Source organism: Holdemanella porci, assembly GCF_019052655.1.
In the GTDB taxonomy this organism is placed as follows: Bacteria; Bacillota_I; Bacilli_A; order Erysipelotrichales; family Erysipelotrichaceae; genus Holdemanella; species Holdemanella hominis.
Window position 1 is genome coordinate 1 of record NZ_JAHQVB010000045.1, and the last position, 16,906, is coordinate 16,906.

The following is a 16,906-nucleotide window of genomic DNA, read 5'->3' on the forward strand; positions in this document are numbered from 1 at the left end:
AATTACTCGACACTTGTCGCAGATTGGTTTAACAGATGGTCTTACTTTCATCTTTCTTCCTCCTACGTAATGATTCACGTATTTTAATGGCCCTGCTAAAATGCGTATGTGTACATGCGGATTTTAACAGAAACGTGAATGTATAAATCGCAAGCAAAGTTGCGCTTATATATTATAAGCGCAACTTACTTGTTTTTCAAGGCTTCTTTTAATTCTGGCCAAATTTCTTCCATAGATTTTGACGCATCAATTTTTGAAACCATATTTTTTTCTTCATAATATGCGATTACTGGTTCAGTATTCTTTGCATATTCATCTAAACGAACCTTTAAGCTTTCTTCGTTGTCATCTTTACGTTGTGTTAATTCACCACCGCAAACATCACATACACCATCAAGTTTTGTTGGTTTTGAATAGATGTTGTAGATTTCTCCACAATTTTTACAAGTACGACGACCTGTAATACGACGAGTTAATTCGTCAAATGGAACATCCATATAAACAATTTTTTCAACTGCTAAATCTGTTCCATTAGTCATTTCTTCAAAAGCTTTTGCCTGAGCCAAAGTTCTTGGATATCCATCTAATAAATATCCGTTCTTTTTATCTTCCAAAGTGTTTAAGTAATCCTTAACCATTTTGTTTGTAATTTCATCAGGTACTAATAAACCTTTTTCAGAATATGCTTTTGCTTGTAGACCCAATTCAGTTCCACCAGCAATATTTGCACGGAAAATATCTCCTGTAGAAATATGATTCAAATTGAATTCTTCTTTGATCTTAGTAGAGAATGTTCCCTTACCAGAACCAGGAGCTCCCATAATAAATATATTCATATCTATTCTCCTGAAGATCTTAGTCTTCGTAATATTTCTTGTAAGATTTTTGAGTAATCAATCCTTGTACTTGACGTACTGTTTCAATAGCAACACCAACAACGATAATCATTCCTGTTCCACCCAAAGCCATTGAGCTTGGAAGATCAGGCCAAATTAATGGCATGACATGTGGCATAACAGCAATAAATGCTAAAGCAACAGATCCTAATACTGTAATTCTTGATAAAACACGGTTAATATAGTCTTTTGTTTCCGAACCTGGTCGAACACTAGGAATATATGATCCGGATTTACCCAAGTTTTCAGCAACTTTTTCTGGATTAATTTGCATCTTCGTATAGAAGAATGTAAAGAATAAAATCAATAATACATAAATTACAAGTGAATACCATGTTTGCAATCCTAACCATTTTTGCATTTCTTTAATGAAATCATTTGATGGAAAGAATGATGCAATTTGAATTGGTGCCATCATCAATGAACTAGCAAAGATGACCGGAATAACACTTGCTGAATTGACTTTCAATGGCAAGTAGTTTGCTTCACTTGGTTTACTCAATGAAATTGAACTTGATGTATATTGAATTGGAATTCTTCTTTCCGCTGTATTAATCAACGTAACAAAGATAATAATTAATAAGTATATTAATATATACGCAGCAAATAACCAAGCTCCATAGGAAGGCGCAGACTCACCTGAAATTAAGCTTGACCATGCACTAGAGAATTGTTGCGGCATACGCCCAACAATACCAGCCATAATTACCATGGAAATACCATTTCCAATACCTTTCATGGAAATTTGGTCTCCAATCCACACTAAAAACATGCTTCCTGCTGCAAATATTGTTGCAATATATAAAATCTTACTGATTGTAACACCGCCGACAATCAAACCTGTATATGCTTTTGAAAAACCATATACTAATGAGAATGATTGCACAAAGGCAAACACGACCGCAAGATATCTTGTGTACTTGTCTAATGTTTTACGACCATTAGCCCCTGCTTTACTCAACTCTGTTAAGTGAGGAATAACGTCCATACTTAATAACTGAATAATGATAGAAGCTGTGATATAGGGAGTAACTCCTAAAGCGAAGACAGAGAACTGTTCAAGTCCTCCACCTCCTAATAGATTTAACATTGCGAACAATGAGTTTTCCCCAAGACCATTTACTAAATCTGTTGTATTTACATCAGGTACAGTAATGGCTGATCCCAAACGATAGACAAGAAAGGCAAATAGGGTGAATAGAATCCTATTGCGGATATCCTTATTCGTCCACATTGCCTTTATCTTGCCTGCCATATTATAGAACCTCTACTTTTCCGCCTGCTTTTTCAATTGCTTCTTTAGCTGACTTAGAGAACTTAACTGCTTCAACAGTTAATTTTTTAGTTAACTCACCGTTACCTAAAACTTTAAGTCCAGAAAGTTCTTTATTAATAATACCAGCTTCAATTAAAGCTGCTGCATTAACAGTTGCTCCATCTTCGAAACGATTTAATGTTTCAACGTTAACGATAGCATATTCTTTACGGTTGAAGTTAGTGAATCCACGTTTTGGTAAACGTCTTGCTAATGGTGTTTGACCACCTTCAAAACCTAAGCGAACTCCTCCACCTGATCTTGATTTTTGACCTTTTTGTCCACGACCGCTAGTTTTCCCGTTCCCGCTTCCAGGTCCACGACCAACACGGTTACGTTCTGTGCGAGTTTCGGCTAAATTCATTGTATGTAATTTCATCTGATTTACCTCCTATTACCCGCGAATTTCTTCTGGCTTCTTACCACGAAGCGCAGCAACGCTTTCTACAGTTCTTAAGTTCTGTAATGCATCAACTGTTGCACGAACAACGTTGATTTTTGTACGTGATCCTAAACATTTAGTTAAGATATCAGAGATACCTGCAAGTTCAAGGATTGCACGAGTTGCACCACCAGCGATAACACCAGTACCTTCGATAGCTGGACGCATGTATACAGATCCTGCACCATATCTACCAGTGATTTCGTGAGGGATTGTTGTACCGATTACTGGTACTGTGAAGATGTTTTTCTTAGCATCTTCAACGGCTTTTTTGATTGCATCAGGAACTTCGTTAGCTTTTCCTGTACCAATACCTACACGGCCTTTACGATCTCCAACTACAACTAACGCAGCAAAACGGAAACGACGTCCACCTTTAACTACCTTAGTTACACGGTTGATTGAGATTACTTGTTCTTCAAATTCTTTTTGGTCTCTTTTTGGTTTTCTATCCATTGCCATTGTGCGACCTCCTAAAATTCCAAGCCAGCTTCACGAGCTGCTTCTGCTAAAGCTTGTACACGACCAGCGTAAACATATCCACCACGGTCAAATACAACCTCTTTAATATTCTTTTCTAGTGCGCGCTTAGCAATTTCAGTTCCTACCAAACGAGCTGCTTCCACGTTTCCACCATTTTCTAATTTCATGTCAACACTTGAAGCACTGACCAATGTGTTTTGGTTAACATCATCAATGATTTGAACATGGATATGTGCGTTACTTCTGAATACGCATAAACGTGGGCATTCTGGAGTTCCGCTAATTTTTGTACGTACACGTTTGTGACGACGTACACGAGTTTCATTACGTGATACTTTAGTAAACATTTTTGATCTCCTTTCCCACTACTATTTCTTACCTGCTGTTTTACCTTCCTTACGACGGATGATTTCACCAACATAGCGAATACCTTTTCCTTTGTAAGGTTCTGGTCTACGAACAGCACGAATATTTGCTGCAAATTCACCAACTTCTTGTTTATCGATACCTGCAACTTTGATAGTTGTAGCAGTTGGACAAGTTACTTCTAAGCCTTCTTTAACTGGCATCTCAACTTGGTGAGAATATCCAACGTTTAAAGTTAATACGTTTCCTTTCATTGCTGTACGGAATCCGATACCAACTAATTCTAAGTCTTTAGTGAATCCTTCAGATACACCAACTACCATGTTGTATAACAAAGCACGAGTTGTTCCGTGTAATTGTTTTGTGTGTTTTTCGTCATTTGGACGTTTTACAGTGACAACATTATCTTCTACGTGGATTTCCATCAAAGAAGAGAATGTACGTGTTAAAGAACCCTTAGGTCCTTTAACAGTCACCTCATTCCCAGCAGCTACTTCAATAGTAACTCCTGCAGGAACGGTAATCAGTTTATTCCCGATACGTGACATTACGTTTTATCCTCCTATATATTTATTACCAAACGTAAGCAATAACTTCTCCACCTAAGTGGTTCTTTCTTGCTTCTTTGTCAGTCATCATTCCATTGCTTGTAGAAATGATTGCGATACCTAATCCGTTTAATACGCTAGGTAAGTTTTCAACCTTAGCATAAACACGAAGACCAGGTTTAGAAATACGACGTAAACCGCTGATAACTTTTTCATTGTTAGGTCCGTATTTCAATTCGATATTCAAAGTTTTCTTAACATCGCCTTCAACGTTGAAGTCTACGATGAAACCTTCGTTTTTCAAAATTTGAGCAATTGCTTTCTTTTCATTGCTCGCTGGCATACTGACAGAGGCATGCTTTTGTTGCAAAGCATTGCGGATTCTAGTCAGCATATCCGCAATAGGATCAGTCATAATCATATGCAATATACCTCCTTACCAACTAGCCTTTTTAACTCCAGGAATTTGACCTTTGTAAGCCAATTCACGGAAGCAAATACGACATAATTTGTACTTTCTTAATACAGAGTGTGGACGACCACAACGTTCACAACGAGTGTACTCACGAACTTTAAATTTTTGAGGACGCTGTTGTTTGTTAATCATTGATTTCTTTGCCATTTAAAAGCTCCTCCTACTTTTTGAAAGGCATACCCATTTGAGTTAATAATGCCTTTGCTTCTTCGTTTGTTTTCGCTGATGTAACGATTACGATGTCCATACCACGAGTACGGTCTACTTTATCGAAATCAATTTCAGGGAAAATGATTTGTTCTTTAATACCTAATGTATAGTTTCCACGACCATCGAAGCTAGTATCGCTAACTCCACGGAAGTCACGTACACGAGGTAATGAAATGTTGAATAGCTTATCTAAGAATTCATACATTTTTTCTTTACGTAAAGTAACTTTACATCCAATTGGCATACCTTCACGTAATTTGAAGTTCGCAATTGATTTTTTAGCCTTTGTTACAACTGGAGCTTGACCAGTAATAGCTGTTAATTCTTCAACAGCTTCGTCTAATAATTTAGCGTTAGTGATAGCATCACCTACACCAATATTAATAACTACTTTTTCAACGTGAGGTACTTCCATGACAGATTTGTATTCGAAATCTTTCATCATTTGAGGGACAACTACGTTTTTATATTTTTCTTGTAAACGATTCATCTTCTACCCTCCTACTTCACTTCGTTACCGCTCTTTTTGAAGACGCGTGTTTTTACATTTTTACCATCTACAACTTCAACTTTTGTTGTAATACGGCTAGCAACTTTTGCTTTTTCATCATAAAGCATTACATTTGAAACGTGGATTTTAGCTTCTTTTTCAACAATTCCACCTTCTGGATTTGCTTGAGTTGGTTTCAAGTGTTTTTTTACCATGTTAACACCTTCAACGACAACTCTGTCTTCCTTAGGGAATACAGCTTTTACTTCACCGATTGTGCCTTTGTAAGCACCTGTAATAACTTTTACTTTATCACCTTTTTTAATTCTCACTTAGACACACCTCCTATAATACTTCTGGCGCAAGAGATACGATCTTCATGAAGTCTTTATCACGTAATTCACGAGCAACTGGACCGAAGATACGAGTTCCCTTTGGCGTCTTGTCATCTTTAATGATTACACATGCGTTATCATCAAATTTGATGTAAGTTCCGTTTTCACGACGAACACCACGACGTGTACGTACGATTACGGCTTTAACTACATCACCTTTTTTTACGGATCCACCAGGAGTAGCCTGTTTAACAGCACATACAACGACATCACCGATGTTTGCAAATTTTCTTACGCTACCGCCTAAACAACGGATAACTAAAACTTCTTTAGCTCCAGTGTTGTCAGCAACGCGCATACGACTTTCGTTTTGAATCATTGCTTTCTCCTCCTAGTATTAACCACGAGCCTTTTCAACGATTTCAACTAAACGGAAACGTTTTGTAGCAGATAATGGACGAGTTTCCATAATTACTACTTTATCTCCGATACGTGCTTCGTTGTTTTCATCGTGAGCTTTAAATTTCTTAGAATATTTAACACGTTTTCCATATAATGGGTGTGTTTTTTTAGTTTCTACCATAACTGTGATAGTTTTGTCCATTTTATCAGACACAACTGTACCACGGTATACTTTACGAGCGTTTCTTTCCATAGATACGTCCTCCCTACTCTTGGCCAGCGTTTTCACGCTCTGTCAATACAGTTTTAATACGAGCAATTGTTTTCTTTACAGTTTTTAAACGAGCTGTATTTTCTAACTGTCCTGTGGCTTGCTGGAAACGAAGGTTAAAAAGTTCATCTTTAAGCGTATCGATTTCCTGAAGAAGCTCTTCATTTGTTTTTTCGCGGATTTCTTTAGCTAACATTACTTCACTTCTCCTTTTCTAGCAAAACGAGTCTTAACTGGTAATTTGTGAGCAGCAAGACGTAAAGCTTCACGAGCTACTTCTTCACTTACTCCACCAACTTCGAACATTACACGTCCCGGTTGAACTACTGCTACCCATCCTTCAGGAGCACCTTTACCAGAACCCATACGAACCTCTAGAGGCTTTTTAGTACGCGCCATGTGAGGGAAAATACGAATCCAAACATTTCCTCCACGTTTCATATAACGTGTCATAGCAATACGAGCTGCTTCAATTTGACGGTTACTTACATAGTTTCCTGATTCAGCAACCAATCCATATTCACCAAAGTCAATAGTACGACCTGCTTTTGAACGACCTTCGTAGCTCAAACGGTGAGGACGACGATACTTTGTACGTTTAGGCATTAACATTATTCGTTACCTCCTTTTTCTGCAGGTGCTGCAGCTTTAGCAGCATCTTTAGGGGCACGGTTTGAACGAGCATCTGGACGACGACGTCCTTTTCCTTTACGCATTGGGCGTTGTTTTGGAGCTTCTGGTTCTTTAACCATTTCACCAGGTAATACTTCACCACGGCAGATCCAAACTTTTACACCTAAACGACCATATTGAGTCGCCGCTTCTTCCCAAGCATAGTCAATATCACTACGAAGTGTATGTAAAGGAACAACTCCTTCTGAATATCCTTCAGTACGTGCCATATCAGCTCCACCAAGACGTCCAGATACAGCAGTTTTGATACCTTTTGCACCAGCACGCATAGTGTTTTGAATAGCTTTTTTCTGAGTTGCACGGAAAGATTTACGTCCTTCCAATTCGTTAGCAATCCAACGAGCTACTAAACGAGCATCTAAGTTAGGATTAGCAACTTCTACAACGTTAATTTGTACGTTCTTTGCAGAAGCGATTTTTGAAACTTGTTTTTTCAATCCTTCGATTGATTTTCCATCTTGACCGATTACTACACCAGGGTGTGCAGTACGGATGATAACTGTCATACGACCCTTAGTACGTTCGATTTCGATACGAGAGATTTGAGGGTCTGCCTTACGTTTGTCGACAGCTTCGTTTGATAATTTAACGTAGTATGCTTCAACCAATTCACGAATCTTAACATCTTCCAATAATAATGTTCCGAATTCTTTATCGTCAGCGTACCATCTTGATTGCCAGTCACGAATGACTCCGACACGCATTCCAATTGGACTTACTTTCTGTCCCATAGCTTACCTCCTACTCTTTTTCAGCCACTACAACTGTAATGTGGCTTGTACGTTTGTGAATAGCACTCGCACTACCTTTCGCACGAGGCATGAAGCGTTTCAAAGTAATTCCTTCGTCAGCCCAGCAAGCCTTCACATATAACTTGCTTTCATCCAAATCGTTATTGTTAACTGCGTTAGCAACAGCTGAGTGCAATACTTTACCAACAAGGTATCCACCTTTGTTAGGTAAGAATTTCAAAATAGCAGCTGCTTCTTCTACGTCTTTTCCACGGATCAAGTCTAAGACTAGTCTTGCTTTACGAGGTTGAATACGTAGAGTTTTTGCGGTAGCTTTTACTTCCATTTCTTCTCCTCCTACTATCTAGATTTCTTATCATCTGATCCATGACCAGTGTATTTACGTGTTGGAACGAATTCACCTAATTTGTGTCCAACCATGTCTTCTGTTACATAAACAGGAACATGTTCCTTACCGTTATAAACGGCAAATGTGTGTTCAACAAATTGAGGGAAGATTGTAGAACGACGGCTCCAAGTTTTAATAACTTCTTTTTTTTCAGCTTCGTTTAATGCAACAACCTTTTTCATCAAATGGTCATCACAGAAAGGTCCTTTTTTCAAACTACGACTCATTGTATCTTACCTCCTTGCCTACTTACCATTACGACGACGTACAATTAATTTTGTACTAGCCTTCTTGTTACGACGAGTTTTAACACCCAATGCTTTTTTACCCCAAGGAGTCATCGGTGATTTACGTCCGATAGGAGTACGTCCTTCACCACCACCATGAGGGTGATCATTAGGGTTCATTACAGAACCACGAACAGTTGGGCGAATACCTCTCCAACGGTTACGTCCTGCTTTACCATAGTTAACTAAGCTGTAATCTTCATTACCAACTGTACCTACAGTAGCACGGCAATTAGCCAATACTTTACGAACTTCACCAGAAGCTAAACGTAAAGTTACATATTTTTCTTCAATACCTAAGATCTGAGCTGAACATCCAGCACTACGAGCCATCTGTCCACCTTTACCAGGTTTCAATTCAACGTTGTGAATGAATGTACCTTCAGGCATGTTTTTCATTTCGCAGCAGTTACCAATTTTGATATCTGTTTCTGCTCCTGATACAACTGTCATACCAACCTTCAAATCTTTTGGAGCGATGATATAACGTTTTTCACCATCAGCATAGTTTAACAATGCAATGTTTGCTGAACGGTTTGGATCGTACTCGATTGTAGCAACACGTGCAGGCACGTTGTCTTTGTTACGTTTGAAATCGATGATACGGTAAGTTCTTTTGTGACCAGAACCTTGGTGACGTGTAGTAATACGTCCTGTGTTGTTTCTTCCACCTTTAGATTTCAATGGAGCTAACAAACTTTTTTCTGGTTTAGATGCTGTGATTTCATCTTTAGCCAAAGTTGTCATTCCACGACGTCCAGGTGTCATTGGTTTATACTTCTTAATTGGCATAAACTTAATTTTCCTCCTTATCGCAATATTTATTCAGGAAATAGCGTCTTCTCCCTGATTATTCTTCAGAACCGAACAATTCGATTGTTTGTCCTTCTTTAATTTTTACAATAGCTTTGTGTACAGCGCTTGTTTTTCCAACATAACGACCTACACGTTTTGTTTTTGGTTTGCAGTTCATTGTATTTACTTTTACAACTTCTACATTGAATGCAGCTTCAACAGCTTTAGCAATTTCAATTTTGCTAACACCCTTAACTACTTCAAAAGTTACTTTGTTATCTTCAGCCATCATCTTCATAGTTGCTTCAGTGATGATTGGGCGGATAATTACGTCTCTGTAATCTTTCATTATGCCAATGCCTCCTCAACTTGTTTTACGGCAGCGCTTGTCATAACAACTTTGTTTGCATTTACTAAATCGTAAGTGTTGATTGCAGAAGCAGACATTACTGTAGCTCCAGCAATATTACGTGCTGATAAGTAAACGTTTGTTGCATCTTCGCTATCTGCAACAACAAACAATGTTTTCTTAGGCGCTTGGATAGCTTCAATAATTGAAACAAATGTTTTTGTTTTTGGTTCAGCAATTTCAAATTTATCCAAAACGCTGAATGCTGTTTCTTGAACTTTTTCGCTCAATGCAGATTTAACTGCTAAACGGCGAACTTTTTTGTTAATGCGGTATGCATAGTTACGTGGAGTAGCTCCGAATACAGTTCCACCACCTCTAAATTGAGTAGCACGGATAGAACCTTGACGAGCACGTCCCGTACCTTTTTGACGGTAAGGCTTGCGTCCACCACCAGAAACTTCGCTACGACCCTTAGTGTCAGCAGTTCCTTGACGACGGCTTGCCATTTGCATTACTAATGCATCATACATAGCCTGTTGGTGTGGTTCAATTCCGAAAACAGCATCGTTCAATTCGATTGAACCAACAACTGCACCAGCTTGGTTAATTACGTCGATAGTAGCCATTATTGAACCTCCTTATTTACAGTATAGTCAACTAAAGTAACAGGTTCTTTATCTCCCTTGCTAGTTTTAGCAGTACGTACCATTACGCAACCTTTTCTAGGTCCAGGAACGTTACCTTTAATTAACATATAGTTGTTTTCTGTATCAACTTTAATAACTGTCAAGTTTTGATTTGTAGTAGTATATCCACCTTCTTGACCAGCCATGATAGTACCCTTCATAATACGTCCTTGACGTGAAGTAATACCGTTTGTAGCTAATGAACCGATGTGACGAATGTTCTTAGATCCACCGTGAGTCTTTGGACCTTGGTGAGCATTGTTACGAACGATTGTACCGTTGTAACCTTTACCTTTACTTGTACCGATTACATCTACTGTTTCTCCTGCAGCAAAGATATCAACGTTAACTAAATCTCCAACGTTTACGTCCATGTCACAGTCGCGCACTTCCTTAATGAAACGCTTTGGACTTGTATTTGCTTTTTTACAGTGTCCGATGTTTGCTTTAGTTGTGCGTTTTTCTTTGATTTCTTCAAATCCTAATTGAACTGCGTTGTAACCATCTGTTTCAACTGTTTTCTTTTGTAAAACAACATTTGGTGTTACTTCAACTACAGTTACCGGAATCAATACACCATCTTCAGTGAAGACTTGTGTCATTCCTAATTTTCTTCCTAATAGTCCTTTCATCATTGACACCTCCATTAAAGTTTAATTTCGATGTCGACACCGCTAGGAAGTTCAAGTCTTTGTAAAGAATCAATCGTTTCCTTGTTTGGTGCAACAATCTCAATCAAACGCTTGTGCGTACGAATTTCAAATTGTTCACGTGAATCTTTGTATTTGTGAACCGCACGAAGAATTGTTACTACCTGTTTTTCTGTAGGTAACGGAACTGGTCCTACAACCTTTTTAGCTCCGTGTTTTGTCGCAGCTTCGACAATTTTCTTTGCACTATCATCTAAGATTCTGTGCTCATACGCCTTTAAGCGAATTCTCATAGTATTTTTTGCCATGTTTAACTCCTTTCGTTTATTCTAGATAAACATGCTCCATGCGAATTACCTGGCCACACCCATGACAACGGTTCTCAGTGGGTCAGCAACCTCGCACTTCATCGCAAGCTCCTGTATTCTAACACATATATTTCATGCATTCAACCCCTAAATTAAAAAAATTAATAATTCTTTTAAATCCCTTATTTATCGTGTTTTAAAACGTTTTATTTTTTATTTTTTTAACTGTTTCCAAAAAATAACTGTGACAACTGATATCAGTGGGTCTAAAATATTGTTTTAATTAATAAAAATATACCTATTTTTTCAAAACATGTAAAAAAGCATCTGTTTTTAATCAACAGACGCTAACCAATCCTCTAAATTGTGACAATATGTATCATGATCATCCACAAAACACATATGACGACATTCTGGCATTAAATGCCATTTTGCATTTTTAATTCCATCATACATAGTTTTGGCAACTAATGGCGTACACAAATCATTCGTTCCACTTATTATTAGTGCCGGAACTTGAATTTCGTTCAATCGATTTGTATACTCAAAATCCTTCAAAGTTCCAAGCGGCGTATATTCATTAGGTCCCCAGCCAATTAAATAGGCACGAGTCCCAGTTTTCTTTTCTCTTTTAACACATTCTGGCGTATCTTCATCAAATGGCCCTGCACAATGAAGCTGCATATAATGCTCATTAGCCAATTGATATTGATCAGATTCATAGTCTTCACTTAAAATTGCTCGTTGCTCATCATCCGACATAAATGAAATCATACGATGTTGCTCTTTAGCCCATAGTGACGCTGAAGATAATGTACTCGAAAGAATCAAAGACTTCAATCTCGTGCTTTTCTTTTCAATCGCATAGGCAATTGCTAACATACCACCCCAGGATTGTCCCAACAAATGACAAGATTCAATATTTAAATACTCCATCAACGCTTCAAGTTCTTCCATCCACGTATCTTGATTCCACAATTCATCATGACCTTCTACAAATGATTTACCACAGCCAAGTTGATCGTACATAATCACTTTTCTTCCCGTCTTGGCAATACAATCCAACACTTCAAAATAATTATGAGTTGACCCTGGTCCTCCATGTAAACAAATCAATGGAGTCTTATCTCCTCCATCCACAATACGATAGTATGTTTTAAAGCCCTTAAACGGCATATATCCATCATTTATTTCCATTTTAATCACCATTCACTTATTCCATCATTATATTCACTGCAACAATCTATCCAATATTCCTTATTAACACGAATTGTATCCGTGAATTCTTCATAATCTTCTTTTGATAATCGATAAAACTTTTTAAGACTTGCGATTATTGACTTAACTGTATCCTGTGTGACCCACATACACTTACGTATGAAAAAGTATCCAAAGAAATCACGTAAGTATTCATCCTTACAACCATTTTCCATAGTTAAAGCATCTTCTCTCAACAAAAAACCGTTTAAATAAAAATCTACATTTCCATAATGACGCTTTATTGTTTTATCAACAAATCCCTTTTTTGAAAGTACATCTACAAATCCTTCAATATACTTTGTGTTAATTTTGCAAATTTCATCGCATTACTTTTCGAATTTCTCAAAATCTATCATATCATTTCTTTTGTAGATATATATTCATATCTACATCTCCTTCTATTCCATTCACTTGACCTTTATTTGAATATTGCCATATATCAAATTTATCCTCCATCGGGCAACTTGTTGTATAACTCGCTAGCCAAATCGGATATTTTGATATTCTTTCAAAATCATAATTTTGATATAACCAAGTCATATTTCCATATATCATTGGTTGATATCCAGCTTCTTTGATCTTTTTACAAAACCGTAGGGCCAGCTTCGTTCTTTGTTCTAGAGACAAATCATCAATTCTTCCACCCTGATCAAATTCTTCCATATCATAAACAACCGGCATTTGAATCTTATATCCCTTAATTTTATTCAACACTAAATCTACTTCTTCATCAATCTCTTCAGCCGAAATTGCACTCGAGAAAAAATAAGCACCTACCTTAAGATGATTCTGAATAGCTTGTTGAATATTTGTATTAAAATATTCATCTTCATGTAAGATTCCCTCTTGGGCACCACGATAACCTATCCTTAACATCGCAAACTCAATTCCATCCGTCTTTACTGCTGCCCAGTCAACAGCTCCATTATGGCTTGATACATCAATTCCAGTGGATACCTTATACGAAGAATCTTTATATGTCATTAATCCATTTTCCAAAGAAAATAAATTTAAATCATAATAGCTCTTTTCTTCTATTACCGATTCTTCTTGTGTAAACAACATGTAAATCACATAAACACTACCACTCACAATTAAAATAGGAATCAATATAAGAATTAAAATTCTACTTAATTTAACTTTTCTTCTCATACCCCAATGACCTTAAGAATTTCTAAGCTTGCATTTCTTGACATAATAGGACTTTCAATCAAACCACTCTCTATACAAGTACATGCATGTTCGATTTCACCAGTAAAATCCGATTTCTGTTCTACCACAATCTTTTTATCATTCATTACAAGTTCTGTATTCTTCCAAAAATTCTTACAAGTAACACTACCCTTTGTACCATATATATGAGCTGTATTTTCCATATCCACATCCCAACTTGTTGCGATATGTGCCACGCACCCATTTTCATATTCAATCAAAGCTTCATCCTGAAATCGAGATACTTTCAATATTGAGCTATTCGCCATTCTATTTGCATAACAAATAGGGTAAACCCCAATATCAAACATACATCCAGATCCTGGCTGGTTAAAATGCCAGTCTGAAATTGTTTCTGTCAGTTTTGTTGCATATTGAGCATCCATTGATTTTATTTCACCAATTTCTTCATTTGAAATCATTTCAAATAATTTTTGATTTAATGGTGTGAAAACCGTTTTATGGGCTTCCATTAAAAAGCAGTTTTGTTGGTGTGCATAATCAAAGCATGCATGTAATTCTTCACTAGATACACACATTGGTTTTTCGCAAACTACATGTTTATGATTTGCCAATGCCAGCTGAATATGTTTGGCATGCAAATAATTTGGCGTACAAATATATATCATATCTATATTTGTATCCTGCAACATATTCTCATAGTTATCGTAAGCTTTTTTTGCCCCATACTCCTCTTTATAAGCATCCGCTTTTTCTATACTAGAAGAACATACTGCATATAGATTCGCATTACGTGAAAACAAAACACCTTGTATTACGCGACGGCTAATACCACCTAAGCCATAAACTCCAATTTGTACCATTCTATTCACCTTCTTTTTAAGATTACTTTAAGCTCTTCTCCTTATTCTATATATAGAAATAAGCAGTTACCTCATTTACTCACTATACTTATCTCTTTCTGCCTATTTCTTTCATATATGACAAACGTCCATGGAATTACTCCATGGACATCTTATTGTATGCAGTTTTTGCCATTTGCACATATCCCTCATCACTTGGATGTAAGTGATCTCCACTATCAAATGCATCTTGCATTTTATGTCCATCGCAAATATCTTTATCAAAATCAATCACGCCATCAATTTCATCCGTTGTACGAATCCATTCATTGACTTCATTACGCAAGTTCTCTCTAAAATATGCATAAGTACGCCAACCTTCAATCGGAATCAACGTCCCAATATAGACTTTCATTCCTAATGATTTCGCGTGCTTTACATATTTTCTTAAACCCTCAATCAATTCCTGACTTGACGGAAGATCTTGCCATGGTCTAAATTCATTCTTTTCAACACCGACTGGATGAATAATATCATTTATTCCTTGCAGAATAATTAAAGTATCACTTCCAGCCACATGCATCTCGTGACCAAATCGATAATCTCCTTTTAACCCATATGCTTCATACTGTACACAAGAATATTGTCTTAAAATACGTGTACCACTAACGGCTTTTCGAACTACAGACACTTTTTTATTATTTTCCCACATTAACTTCTGTAAATAATCAGGCCAATCCTGCGAAGTAATAGAATCACCATAACAAGTAATAACTTTATATTCCGGTTCTGTCAAAACAGCCACTTCGCTTAAGAAAAACACCCATGGGGTCTTCATGCTTGAAGCATGATCCATAATACCTGCATGAGAGAAATCACCTTCTCCAAAATAACCCGAACTTAATGGTCCTTGTGTATATACGCCACAACGTAAGTGGGTGAATTCTTTTAAATAGAAACTAATTGCGATTGTTTCTTGTTCATGCACTTTAAAATCCAATGGATCGCTGTAACATTGTTCTCCCACATCAAGATGAAGTCCTTTTGAACCATTAAAGGTAATATCCACAATGGATGTTGAATCTAAATCACGTCCACTAATAACTCGTCCAATTGTGATTGAATCAAAGACCACGCCTTCTTTTCCTGTAAAGTTATCTAAACAAATACGTATCTTATCCCCTTTGAATGTCGATTTCATAGGATAACGCAATGTGATATTCTTTGCGTATTGACTAGGCTTATGTGTCACAATCGACATTGCCTGTCCATATATCGCCTTAAATTCTTTTTCCATAGTTGACCTCCAAATTATTTATTATCTATTTCTACATTCATAAAACACATGTTTTTATCCACAAATAATCATACATGAAACGTTGCAAAAATCCAAACATATACCTTATTATATAAAAGAAGTTGAGGAAATAATGCATGAGTAAATTAGAAAATTATTACGGTAAATTTTGTGAAGACAAAAGATTACTATCAAGACACGGTCAAGTAGAATATACAACAAGCATGAAATACATCCATAAATATTTAAAGTCTGAAGATCGCATATTGGATATTGGAGCCGGAACCGGCAGGTATAGCGTTGCCTTAAGTAATGAAGGATATCAAGTCGATGCGATTGAACTTGTTAAATATAATCTTGGTGTTTTAAAAGCTAAAAAAAGCAATGTGAAAGCCTATCAAGGAACCGCTTTAGATTTATCAAGATATCAAGATAACACTTTTGACATCACCCTATTATTTGGACCTATGTACCACTTATTTAGTTATGAAGATAAATTAAAAGCATTATCCGAAGCTAAACGCGTTACAAAAAAAGATGGAATTATTTTTGTAGCTTACGTTATGAATGAATATAGCGTCTTAGTCCACGGCTTTCGAGATGGACACATCAAAGAATCATTAGCAGCAAAAAAACTCGATGAAACATTTCAAACGCAGACAAATATAGATGATTTATATAGTTACATTCGTCTAGATACAATCAATCAATTAAATAAAGAGATAGGTTTAGAACGAATCCAAATTATTGCCGCTGATGGTCCAAGCGATTATATGCGTCCTATCTTAAACAAGATGGATGATGAAACATTTGAATTGTTCATCAAATATCATCTTGCCACATGTGAAAGACAAGAGCTAATTGGTGCAAGTTCACATACAATAGATATACTAAAAAAATAATGTCACTTTTGTGACATTATTCAGATTGTTGACAAAAGCCTATACCTTTTCGTAAGGGCATAGGCTTTTTATTGTATATAGGCAATTTTCGAAATGAAATTGTCTTTTTTTGTATATTTTGAAGGATATATAGAAGATTTCGATGGTTTTCTTCTATTTTTTCCTCTCCAAAGGGACATTTTCTTCAGATTATGACACGCAAAAATCAACCAAGCATTCTGTTGGTTTTTCTTCAAGCCTTTTAACCTTGTGAAACGTAGTCCATTGTTTTCTTTACAGTCCGCAAAT

The 16,906-nt window shown here is 36.7% G+C and carries 29 protein-coding genes; 1 reads left to right on the forward strand and 28 read right to left on the reverse strand.

The window, feature by feature from the left end; genetic code table 11:
* From rpmJ to KTQ83_RS08545, 28 genes are all read right to left on the reverse strand, one after another.
* Positions 1–51: 50S ribosomal protein L36 (gene rpmJ / locus KTQ83_RS12735; RefSeq protein WP_217256559.1), on the reverse strand; the 51-nt coding region annotated here is incomplete at its 3' end.
* Between the two features lie 134 nt (positions 52–185).
* Entirely contained in the window at positions 186–836 is a 651-nt protein-coding gene (locus KTQ83_RS08415; protein ID WP_117924996.1) for an adenylate kinase, read from the reverse strand.
* Between the two features lie 19 nt (positions 837–855).
* Positions 856–2,151 carry a preprotein translocase subunit SecY gene (gene secY, locus KTQ83_RS08420; RefSeq protein ID WP_118114948.1) on the reverse strand — a complete coding sequence of 432 codons (1,296 nt, stop codon included), beginning with the start codon at positions 2,149–2,151 and terminating at the stop codon, positions 856–858.
* Between the two features lies 1 nt (position 2,152).
* Positions 2,153–2,590 (reverse strand): 50S ribosomal protein L15, encoded by a 438-nt coding sequence (rplO, locus tag KTQ83_RS08425; RefSeq protein WP_117572744.1) that lies wholly within the window; start codon positions 2,588–2,590, stop codon positions 2,153–2,155.
* A gap of 15 nt (positions 2,591–2,605) precedes the next feature.
* Positions 2,606–3,115 carry a 30S ribosomal protein S5 gene (gene rpsE, locus KTQ83_RS08430; protein WP_117572743.1) on the reverse strand — a complete coding sequence of 170 codons (510 nt, stop codon included), beginning with the start codon at positions 3,113–3,115 and terminating at the stop codon, positions 2,606–2,608.
* Between the two features lie 11 nt (positions 3,116–3,126).
* Complete coding sequence (rplR, locus tag KTQ83_RS08435; RefSeq protein WP_003864828.1) at positions 3,127–3,483, reverse strand: 50S ribosomal protein L18; 357 nt, start codon at positions 3,481–3,483, stop codon at positions 3,127–3,129.
* Between the two features lie 21 nt (positions 3,484–3,504).
* Positions 3,505–4,050 carry a 50S ribosomal protein L6 gene (rplF, locus tag KTQ83_RS08440; RefSeq protein WP_117924992.1) on the reverse strand — a complete coding sequence of 182 codons (546 nt, stop codon included), beginning with the start codon at positions 4,048–4,050 and terminating at the stop codon, positions 3,505–3,507.
* Positions 4,051–4,075: 25 nt separating this feature from the next.
* Entirely contained in the window at positions 4,076–4,471 is a 396-nt protein-coding gene (gene rpsH, locus KTQ83_RS08445) for a 30S ribosomal protein S8 (RefSeq protein WP_117572739.1), read from the reverse strand.
* Between the two features lie 15 nt (positions 4,472–4,486).
* Entirely contained in the window at positions 4,487–4,672 is a 186-nt protein-coding gene (locus tag KTQ83_RS08450) for a type Z 30S ribosomal protein S14 (protein WP_003864831.1), read from the reverse strand.
* Positions 4,673–4,685: 13 nt separating this feature from the next.
* Positions 4,686–5,225, reverse strand: a complete 540-nt coding sequence (gene rplE / locus KTQ83_RS08455) for a 50S ribosomal protein L5 (protein ID WP_003864832.1) — start codon at positions 5,223–5,225, stop codon at positions 4,686–4,688.
* Positions 5,226–5,236: 11 nt separating this feature from the next.
* Positions 5,237–5,557, reverse strand: a complete 321-nt coding sequence (gene rplX / locus KTQ83_RS08460) for a 50S ribosomal protein L24 (protein WP_117924990.1) — start codon at positions 5,555–5,557, stop codon at positions 5,237–5,239.
* Positions 5,558–5,570: 13 nt separating this feature from the next.
* Positions 5,571–5,939, reverse strand: coding sequence for a 50S ribosomal protein L14 (rplN, locus tag KTQ83_RS08465; RefSeq protein WP_003864834.1), 369 nt, complete (start codon positions 5,937–5,939; stop codon positions 5,571–5,573).
* Between the two features lie 18 nt (positions 5,940–5,957).
* A complete protein-coding gene (gene rpsQ, locus KTQ83_RS08470; RefSeq protein WP_117572735.1) occupies positions 5,958–6,215 on the reverse strand; it encodes a 30S ribosomal protein S17 in 258 nt (85 codons plus the stop codon).
* Between the two features lie 13 nt (positions 6,216–6,228).
* Positions 6,229–6,429 carry a 50S ribosomal protein L29 gene (gene rpmC, locus KTQ83_RS08475; RefSeq protein ID WP_003864836.1) on the reverse strand — a complete coding sequence of 67 codons (201 nt, stop codon included), beginning with the start codon at positions 6,427–6,429 and terminating at the stop codon, positions 6,229–6,231.
* Complete coding sequence (gene rplP / locus KTQ83_RS08480) at positions 6,429–6,845, reverse strand: 50S ribosomal protein L16 (RefSeq protein WP_003864837.1); 417 nt, start codon at positions 6,843–6,845, stop codon at positions 6,429–6,431. Before rplP ends, rpmC begins: the two co-directional genes overlap by 1 nt.
* Positions 6,845–7,657 carry a 30S ribosomal protein S3 gene (gene rpsC / locus KTQ83_RS08485; protein ID WP_117924988.1) on the reverse strand — a complete coding sequence of 271 codons (813 nt, stop codon included), beginning with the start codon at positions 7,655–7,657 and terminating at the stop codon, positions 6,845–6,847. Before rpsC ends, rplP begins: the two co-directional genes overlap by 1 nt.
* Before the next feature lie 10 nt (positions 7,658–7,667).
* Entirely contained in the window at positions 7,668–8,003 is a 336-nt protein-coding gene (gene rplV, locus KTQ83_RS08490) for a 50S ribosomal protein L22 (RefSeq protein ID WP_117572731.1), read from the reverse strand.
* Positions 8,004–8,017: 14 nt separating this feature from the next.
* Positions 8,018–8,293, reverse strand: coding sequence for a 30S ribosomal protein S19 (rpsS, locus tag KTQ83_RS08495; RefSeq protein ID WP_117572729.1), 276 nt, complete (start codon positions 8,291–8,293; stop codon positions 8,018–8,020).
* 18 nt (positions 8,294–8,311) lie between these two features.
* Positions 8,312–9,145 (reverse strand): 50S ribosomal protein L2, encoded by an 834-nt coding sequence (gene rplB, locus KTQ83_RS08500; protein ID WP_117924986.1) that lies wholly within the window; start codon positions 9,143–9,145, stop codon positions 8,312–8,314.
* 58 nt (positions 9,146–9,203) lie between these two features.
* Positions 9,204–9,497: a 50S ribosomal protein L23 gene (rplW, locus tag KTQ83_RS08505; RefSeq protein WP_003864842.1), complete on the reverse strand. Its 294-nt coding sequence runs from the start codon at positions 9,495–9,497 to the stop codon at positions 9,204–9,206.
* Positions 9,497–10,126, reverse strand: a complete 630-nt coding sequence (gene rplD / locus KTQ83_RS08510) for a 50S ribosomal protein L4 (RefSeq protein ID WP_117572723.1) — start codon at positions 10,124–10,126, stop codon at positions 9,497–9,499. Before rplD ends, rplW begins: the two co-directional genes overlap by 1 nt.
* Entirely contained in the window at positions 10,126–10,818 is a 693-nt protein-coding gene (gene rplC, locus KTQ83_RS08515) for a 50S ribosomal protein L3 (RefSeq protein ID WP_117925007.1), read from the reverse strand. Before rplC ends, rplD begins: the two co-directional genes overlap by 1 nt.
* A 14-nt stretch (positions 10,819–10,832) precedes the next feature.
* A complete protein-coding gene (gene rpsJ / locus KTQ83_RS08520) occupies positions 10,833–11,144 on the reverse strand; it encodes a 30S ribosomal protein S10 (RefSeq protein WP_003864845.1) in 312 nt (103 codons plus the stop codon).
* 333 nt (positions 11,145–11,477) lie between these two features.
* Complete coding sequence (gene pepI / locus KTQ83_RS08525) at positions 11,478–12,341, reverse strand: proline iminopeptidase (RefSeq protein ID WP_217256556.1); 864 nt, start codon at positions 12,339–12,341, stop codon at positions 11,478–11,480.
* A gap of 5 nt (positions 12,342–12,346) precedes the next feature.
* Positions 12,347–12,601 carry a hypothetical protein gene (locus KTQ83_RS08530; protein WP_147346773.1) on the reverse strand — a complete coding sequence of 85 codons (255 nt, stop codon included), beginning with the start codon at positions 12,599–12,601 and terminating at the stop codon, positions 12,347–12,349.
* A 160-nt stretch (positions 12,602–12,761) separates the two neighbouring features.
* Entirely contained in the window at positions 12,762–13,556 is a 795-nt protein-coding gene (locus KTQ83_RS08535) for a glycoside hydrolase family 25 protein (protein ID WP_117924980.1), read from the reverse strand.
* Entirely contained in the window at positions 13,553–14,440 is an 888-nt protein-coding gene (locus tag KTQ83_RS08540; protein ID WP_217256557.1) for a Gfo/Idh/MocA family protein, read from the reverse strand. The genes KTQ83_RS08535 and KTQ83_RS08540 overlap by 4 nt, the downstream gene beginning before the upstream one ends.
* Positions 14,441–14,576: 136 nt before the next feature.
* A complete protein-coding gene (locus KTQ83_RS08545) occupies positions 14,577–15,716 on the reverse strand; it encodes a GDSL-type esterase/lipase family protein (RefSeq protein WP_186998853.1) in 1,140 nt (379 codons plus the stop codon).
* Positions 15,717–15,853: 137 nt separating this feature from the next.
* On the opposite strand from KTQ83_RS08545, the gene KTQ83_RS08550 reads away from it, so the two are divergent.
* Positions 15,854–16,618, forward strand: coding sequence for a class I SAM-dependent methyltransferase (locus tag KTQ83_RS08550; protein WP_186998852.1), 765 nt, complete (start codon positions 15,854–15,856; stop codon positions 16,616–16,618).
* Positions 16,619–16,906: the final 288 nt, after the last annotated feature.

What these genes read in the sequence shown, in the direction of transcription:
- rpsH (WP_117572739.1), bottom strand. Translation starts at nt 4,471, where the DNA reads ATGATTATGACTGATCCTATTGCGGATATGCTGACTAGAATCCGCAAT.
- KTQ83_RS08450 (WP_003864831.1), bottom strand. Translation starts at nt 4,672, where the DNA reads ATGGCAAAGAAATCAATGATTAACAAACAACAGCGTCCTCAAAAATTT.
- pepI (WP_217256556.1), bottom strand. Translation starts at nt 12,341, where the DNA reads ATGGAAATAAATGATGGATATATGCCGTTTAAGGGCTTTAAAACATAC.
- rplB (WP_117924986.1), bottom strand. Translation starts at nt 9,145, where the DNA reads ATGCCAATTAAGAAGTATAAACCAATGACACCTGGACGTCGTGGAATG.
- rpsS (WP_117572729.1), bottom strand. Translation starts at nt 8,293, where the DNA reads ATGAGTCGTAGTTTGAAAAAAGGACCTTTCTGTGATGACCATTTGATG.
- rpsJ (WP_003864845.1), bottom strand. Translation starts at nt 11,144, where the DNA reads ATGGCAAAAAATACTATGAGAATTCGCTTAAAGGCGTATGAGCACAGA.
- rplE (WP_003864832.1), bottom strand. Translation starts at nt 5,225, where the DNA reads ATGAATCGTTTACAAGAAAAATATAAAAACGTAGTTGTCCCTCAAATG.
- rplP (WP_003864837.1), bottom strand. Translation starts at nt 6,845, where the DNA reads ATGTTAATGCCTAAACGTACAAAGTATCGTCGTCCTCACCGTTTGAGC.
- rplO (WP_117572744.1), bottom strand. Translation starts at nt 2,590, where the DNA reads ATGAAATTACATACAATGAATTTAGCCGAAACTCGCACAGAACGTAAC.
- rpsC (WP_117924988.1), bottom strand. Translation starts at nt 7,657, where the DNA reads ATGGGACAGAAAGTAAGTCCAATTGGAATGCGTGTCGGAGTCATTCGT.
- rplC (WP_117925007.1), bottom strand. Translation starts at nt 10,818, where the DNA reads ATGAAAGGACTATTAGGAAGAAAATTAGGAATGACACAAGTCTTCACT.
- rplN (WP_003864834.1), bottom strand. Translation starts at nt 5,939, where the DNA reads ATGATTCAAAACGAAAGTCGTATGCGCGTTGCTGACAACACTGGAGCT.
- rpmC (WP_003864836.1), bottom strand. Translation starts at nt 6,429, where the DNA reads ATGTTAGCTAAAGAAATCCGCGAAAAAACAAATGAAGAGCTTCTTCAG.
- KTQ83_RS08550 (WP_186998852.1), top strand. Translation starts at nt 15,854, where the DNA reads ATGAGTAAATTAGAAAATTATTACGGTAAATTTTGTGAAGACAAAAGA.
- rpsE (WP_117572743.1), bottom strand. Translation starts at nt 3,115, where the DNA reads ATGGCAATGGATAGAAAACCAAAAAGAGACCAAAAAGAATTTGAAGAA.
- rplW (WP_003864842.1), bottom strand. Translation starts at nt 9,497, where the DNA reads ATGAAAGATTACAGAGACGTAATTATCCGCCCAATCATCACTGAAGCA.
- KTQ83_RS08545 (WP_186998853.1), bottom strand. Translation starts at nt 15,716, where the DNA reads ATGGAAAAAGAATTTAAGGCGATATATGGACAGGCAATGTCGATTGTG.
- secY (WP_118114948.1), bottom strand. Translation starts at nt 2,151, where the DNA reads ATGGCAGGCAAGATAAAGGCAATGTGGACGAATAAGGATATCCGCAAT.
- rplV (WP_117572731.1), bottom strand. Translation starts at nt 8,003, where the DNA reads ATGGAAGTAAAAGCTACCGCAAAAACTCTACGTATTCAACCTCGTAAA.
- KTQ83_RS08540 (WP_217256557.1), bottom strand. Translation starts at nt 14,440, where the DNA reads ATGGTACAAATTGGAGTTTATGGCTTAGGTGGTATTAGCCGTCGCGTA.
- rpsQ (WP_117572735.1), bottom strand. Translation starts at nt 6,215, where the DNA reads ATGGAAAGAAACGCTCGTAAAGTATACCGTGGTACAGTTGTGTCTGAT.
- rplR (WP_003864828.1), bottom strand. Translation starts at nt 3,483, where the DNA reads ATGTTTACTAAAGTATCACGTAATGAAACTCGTGTACGTCGTCACAAA.
- rplD (WP_117572723.1), bottom strand. Translation starts at nt 10,126, where the DNA reads ATGGCTACTATCGACGTAATTAACCAAGCTGGTGCAGTTGTTGGTTCA.
- KTQ83_RS08415 (WP_117924996.1), bottom strand. Translation starts at nt 836, where the DNA reads ATGAATATATTTATTATGGGAGCTCCTGGTTCTGGTAAGGGAACATTC.
- rplF (WP_117924992.1), bottom strand. Translation starts at nt 4,050, where the DNA reads ATGTCACGTATCGGGAATAAACTGATTACCGTTCCTGCAGGAGTTACT.
- KTQ83_RS08535 (WP_117924980.1), bottom strand. Translation starts at nt 13,556, where the DNA reads ATGAGAAGAAAAGTTAAATTAAGTAGAATTTTAATTCTTATATTGATT.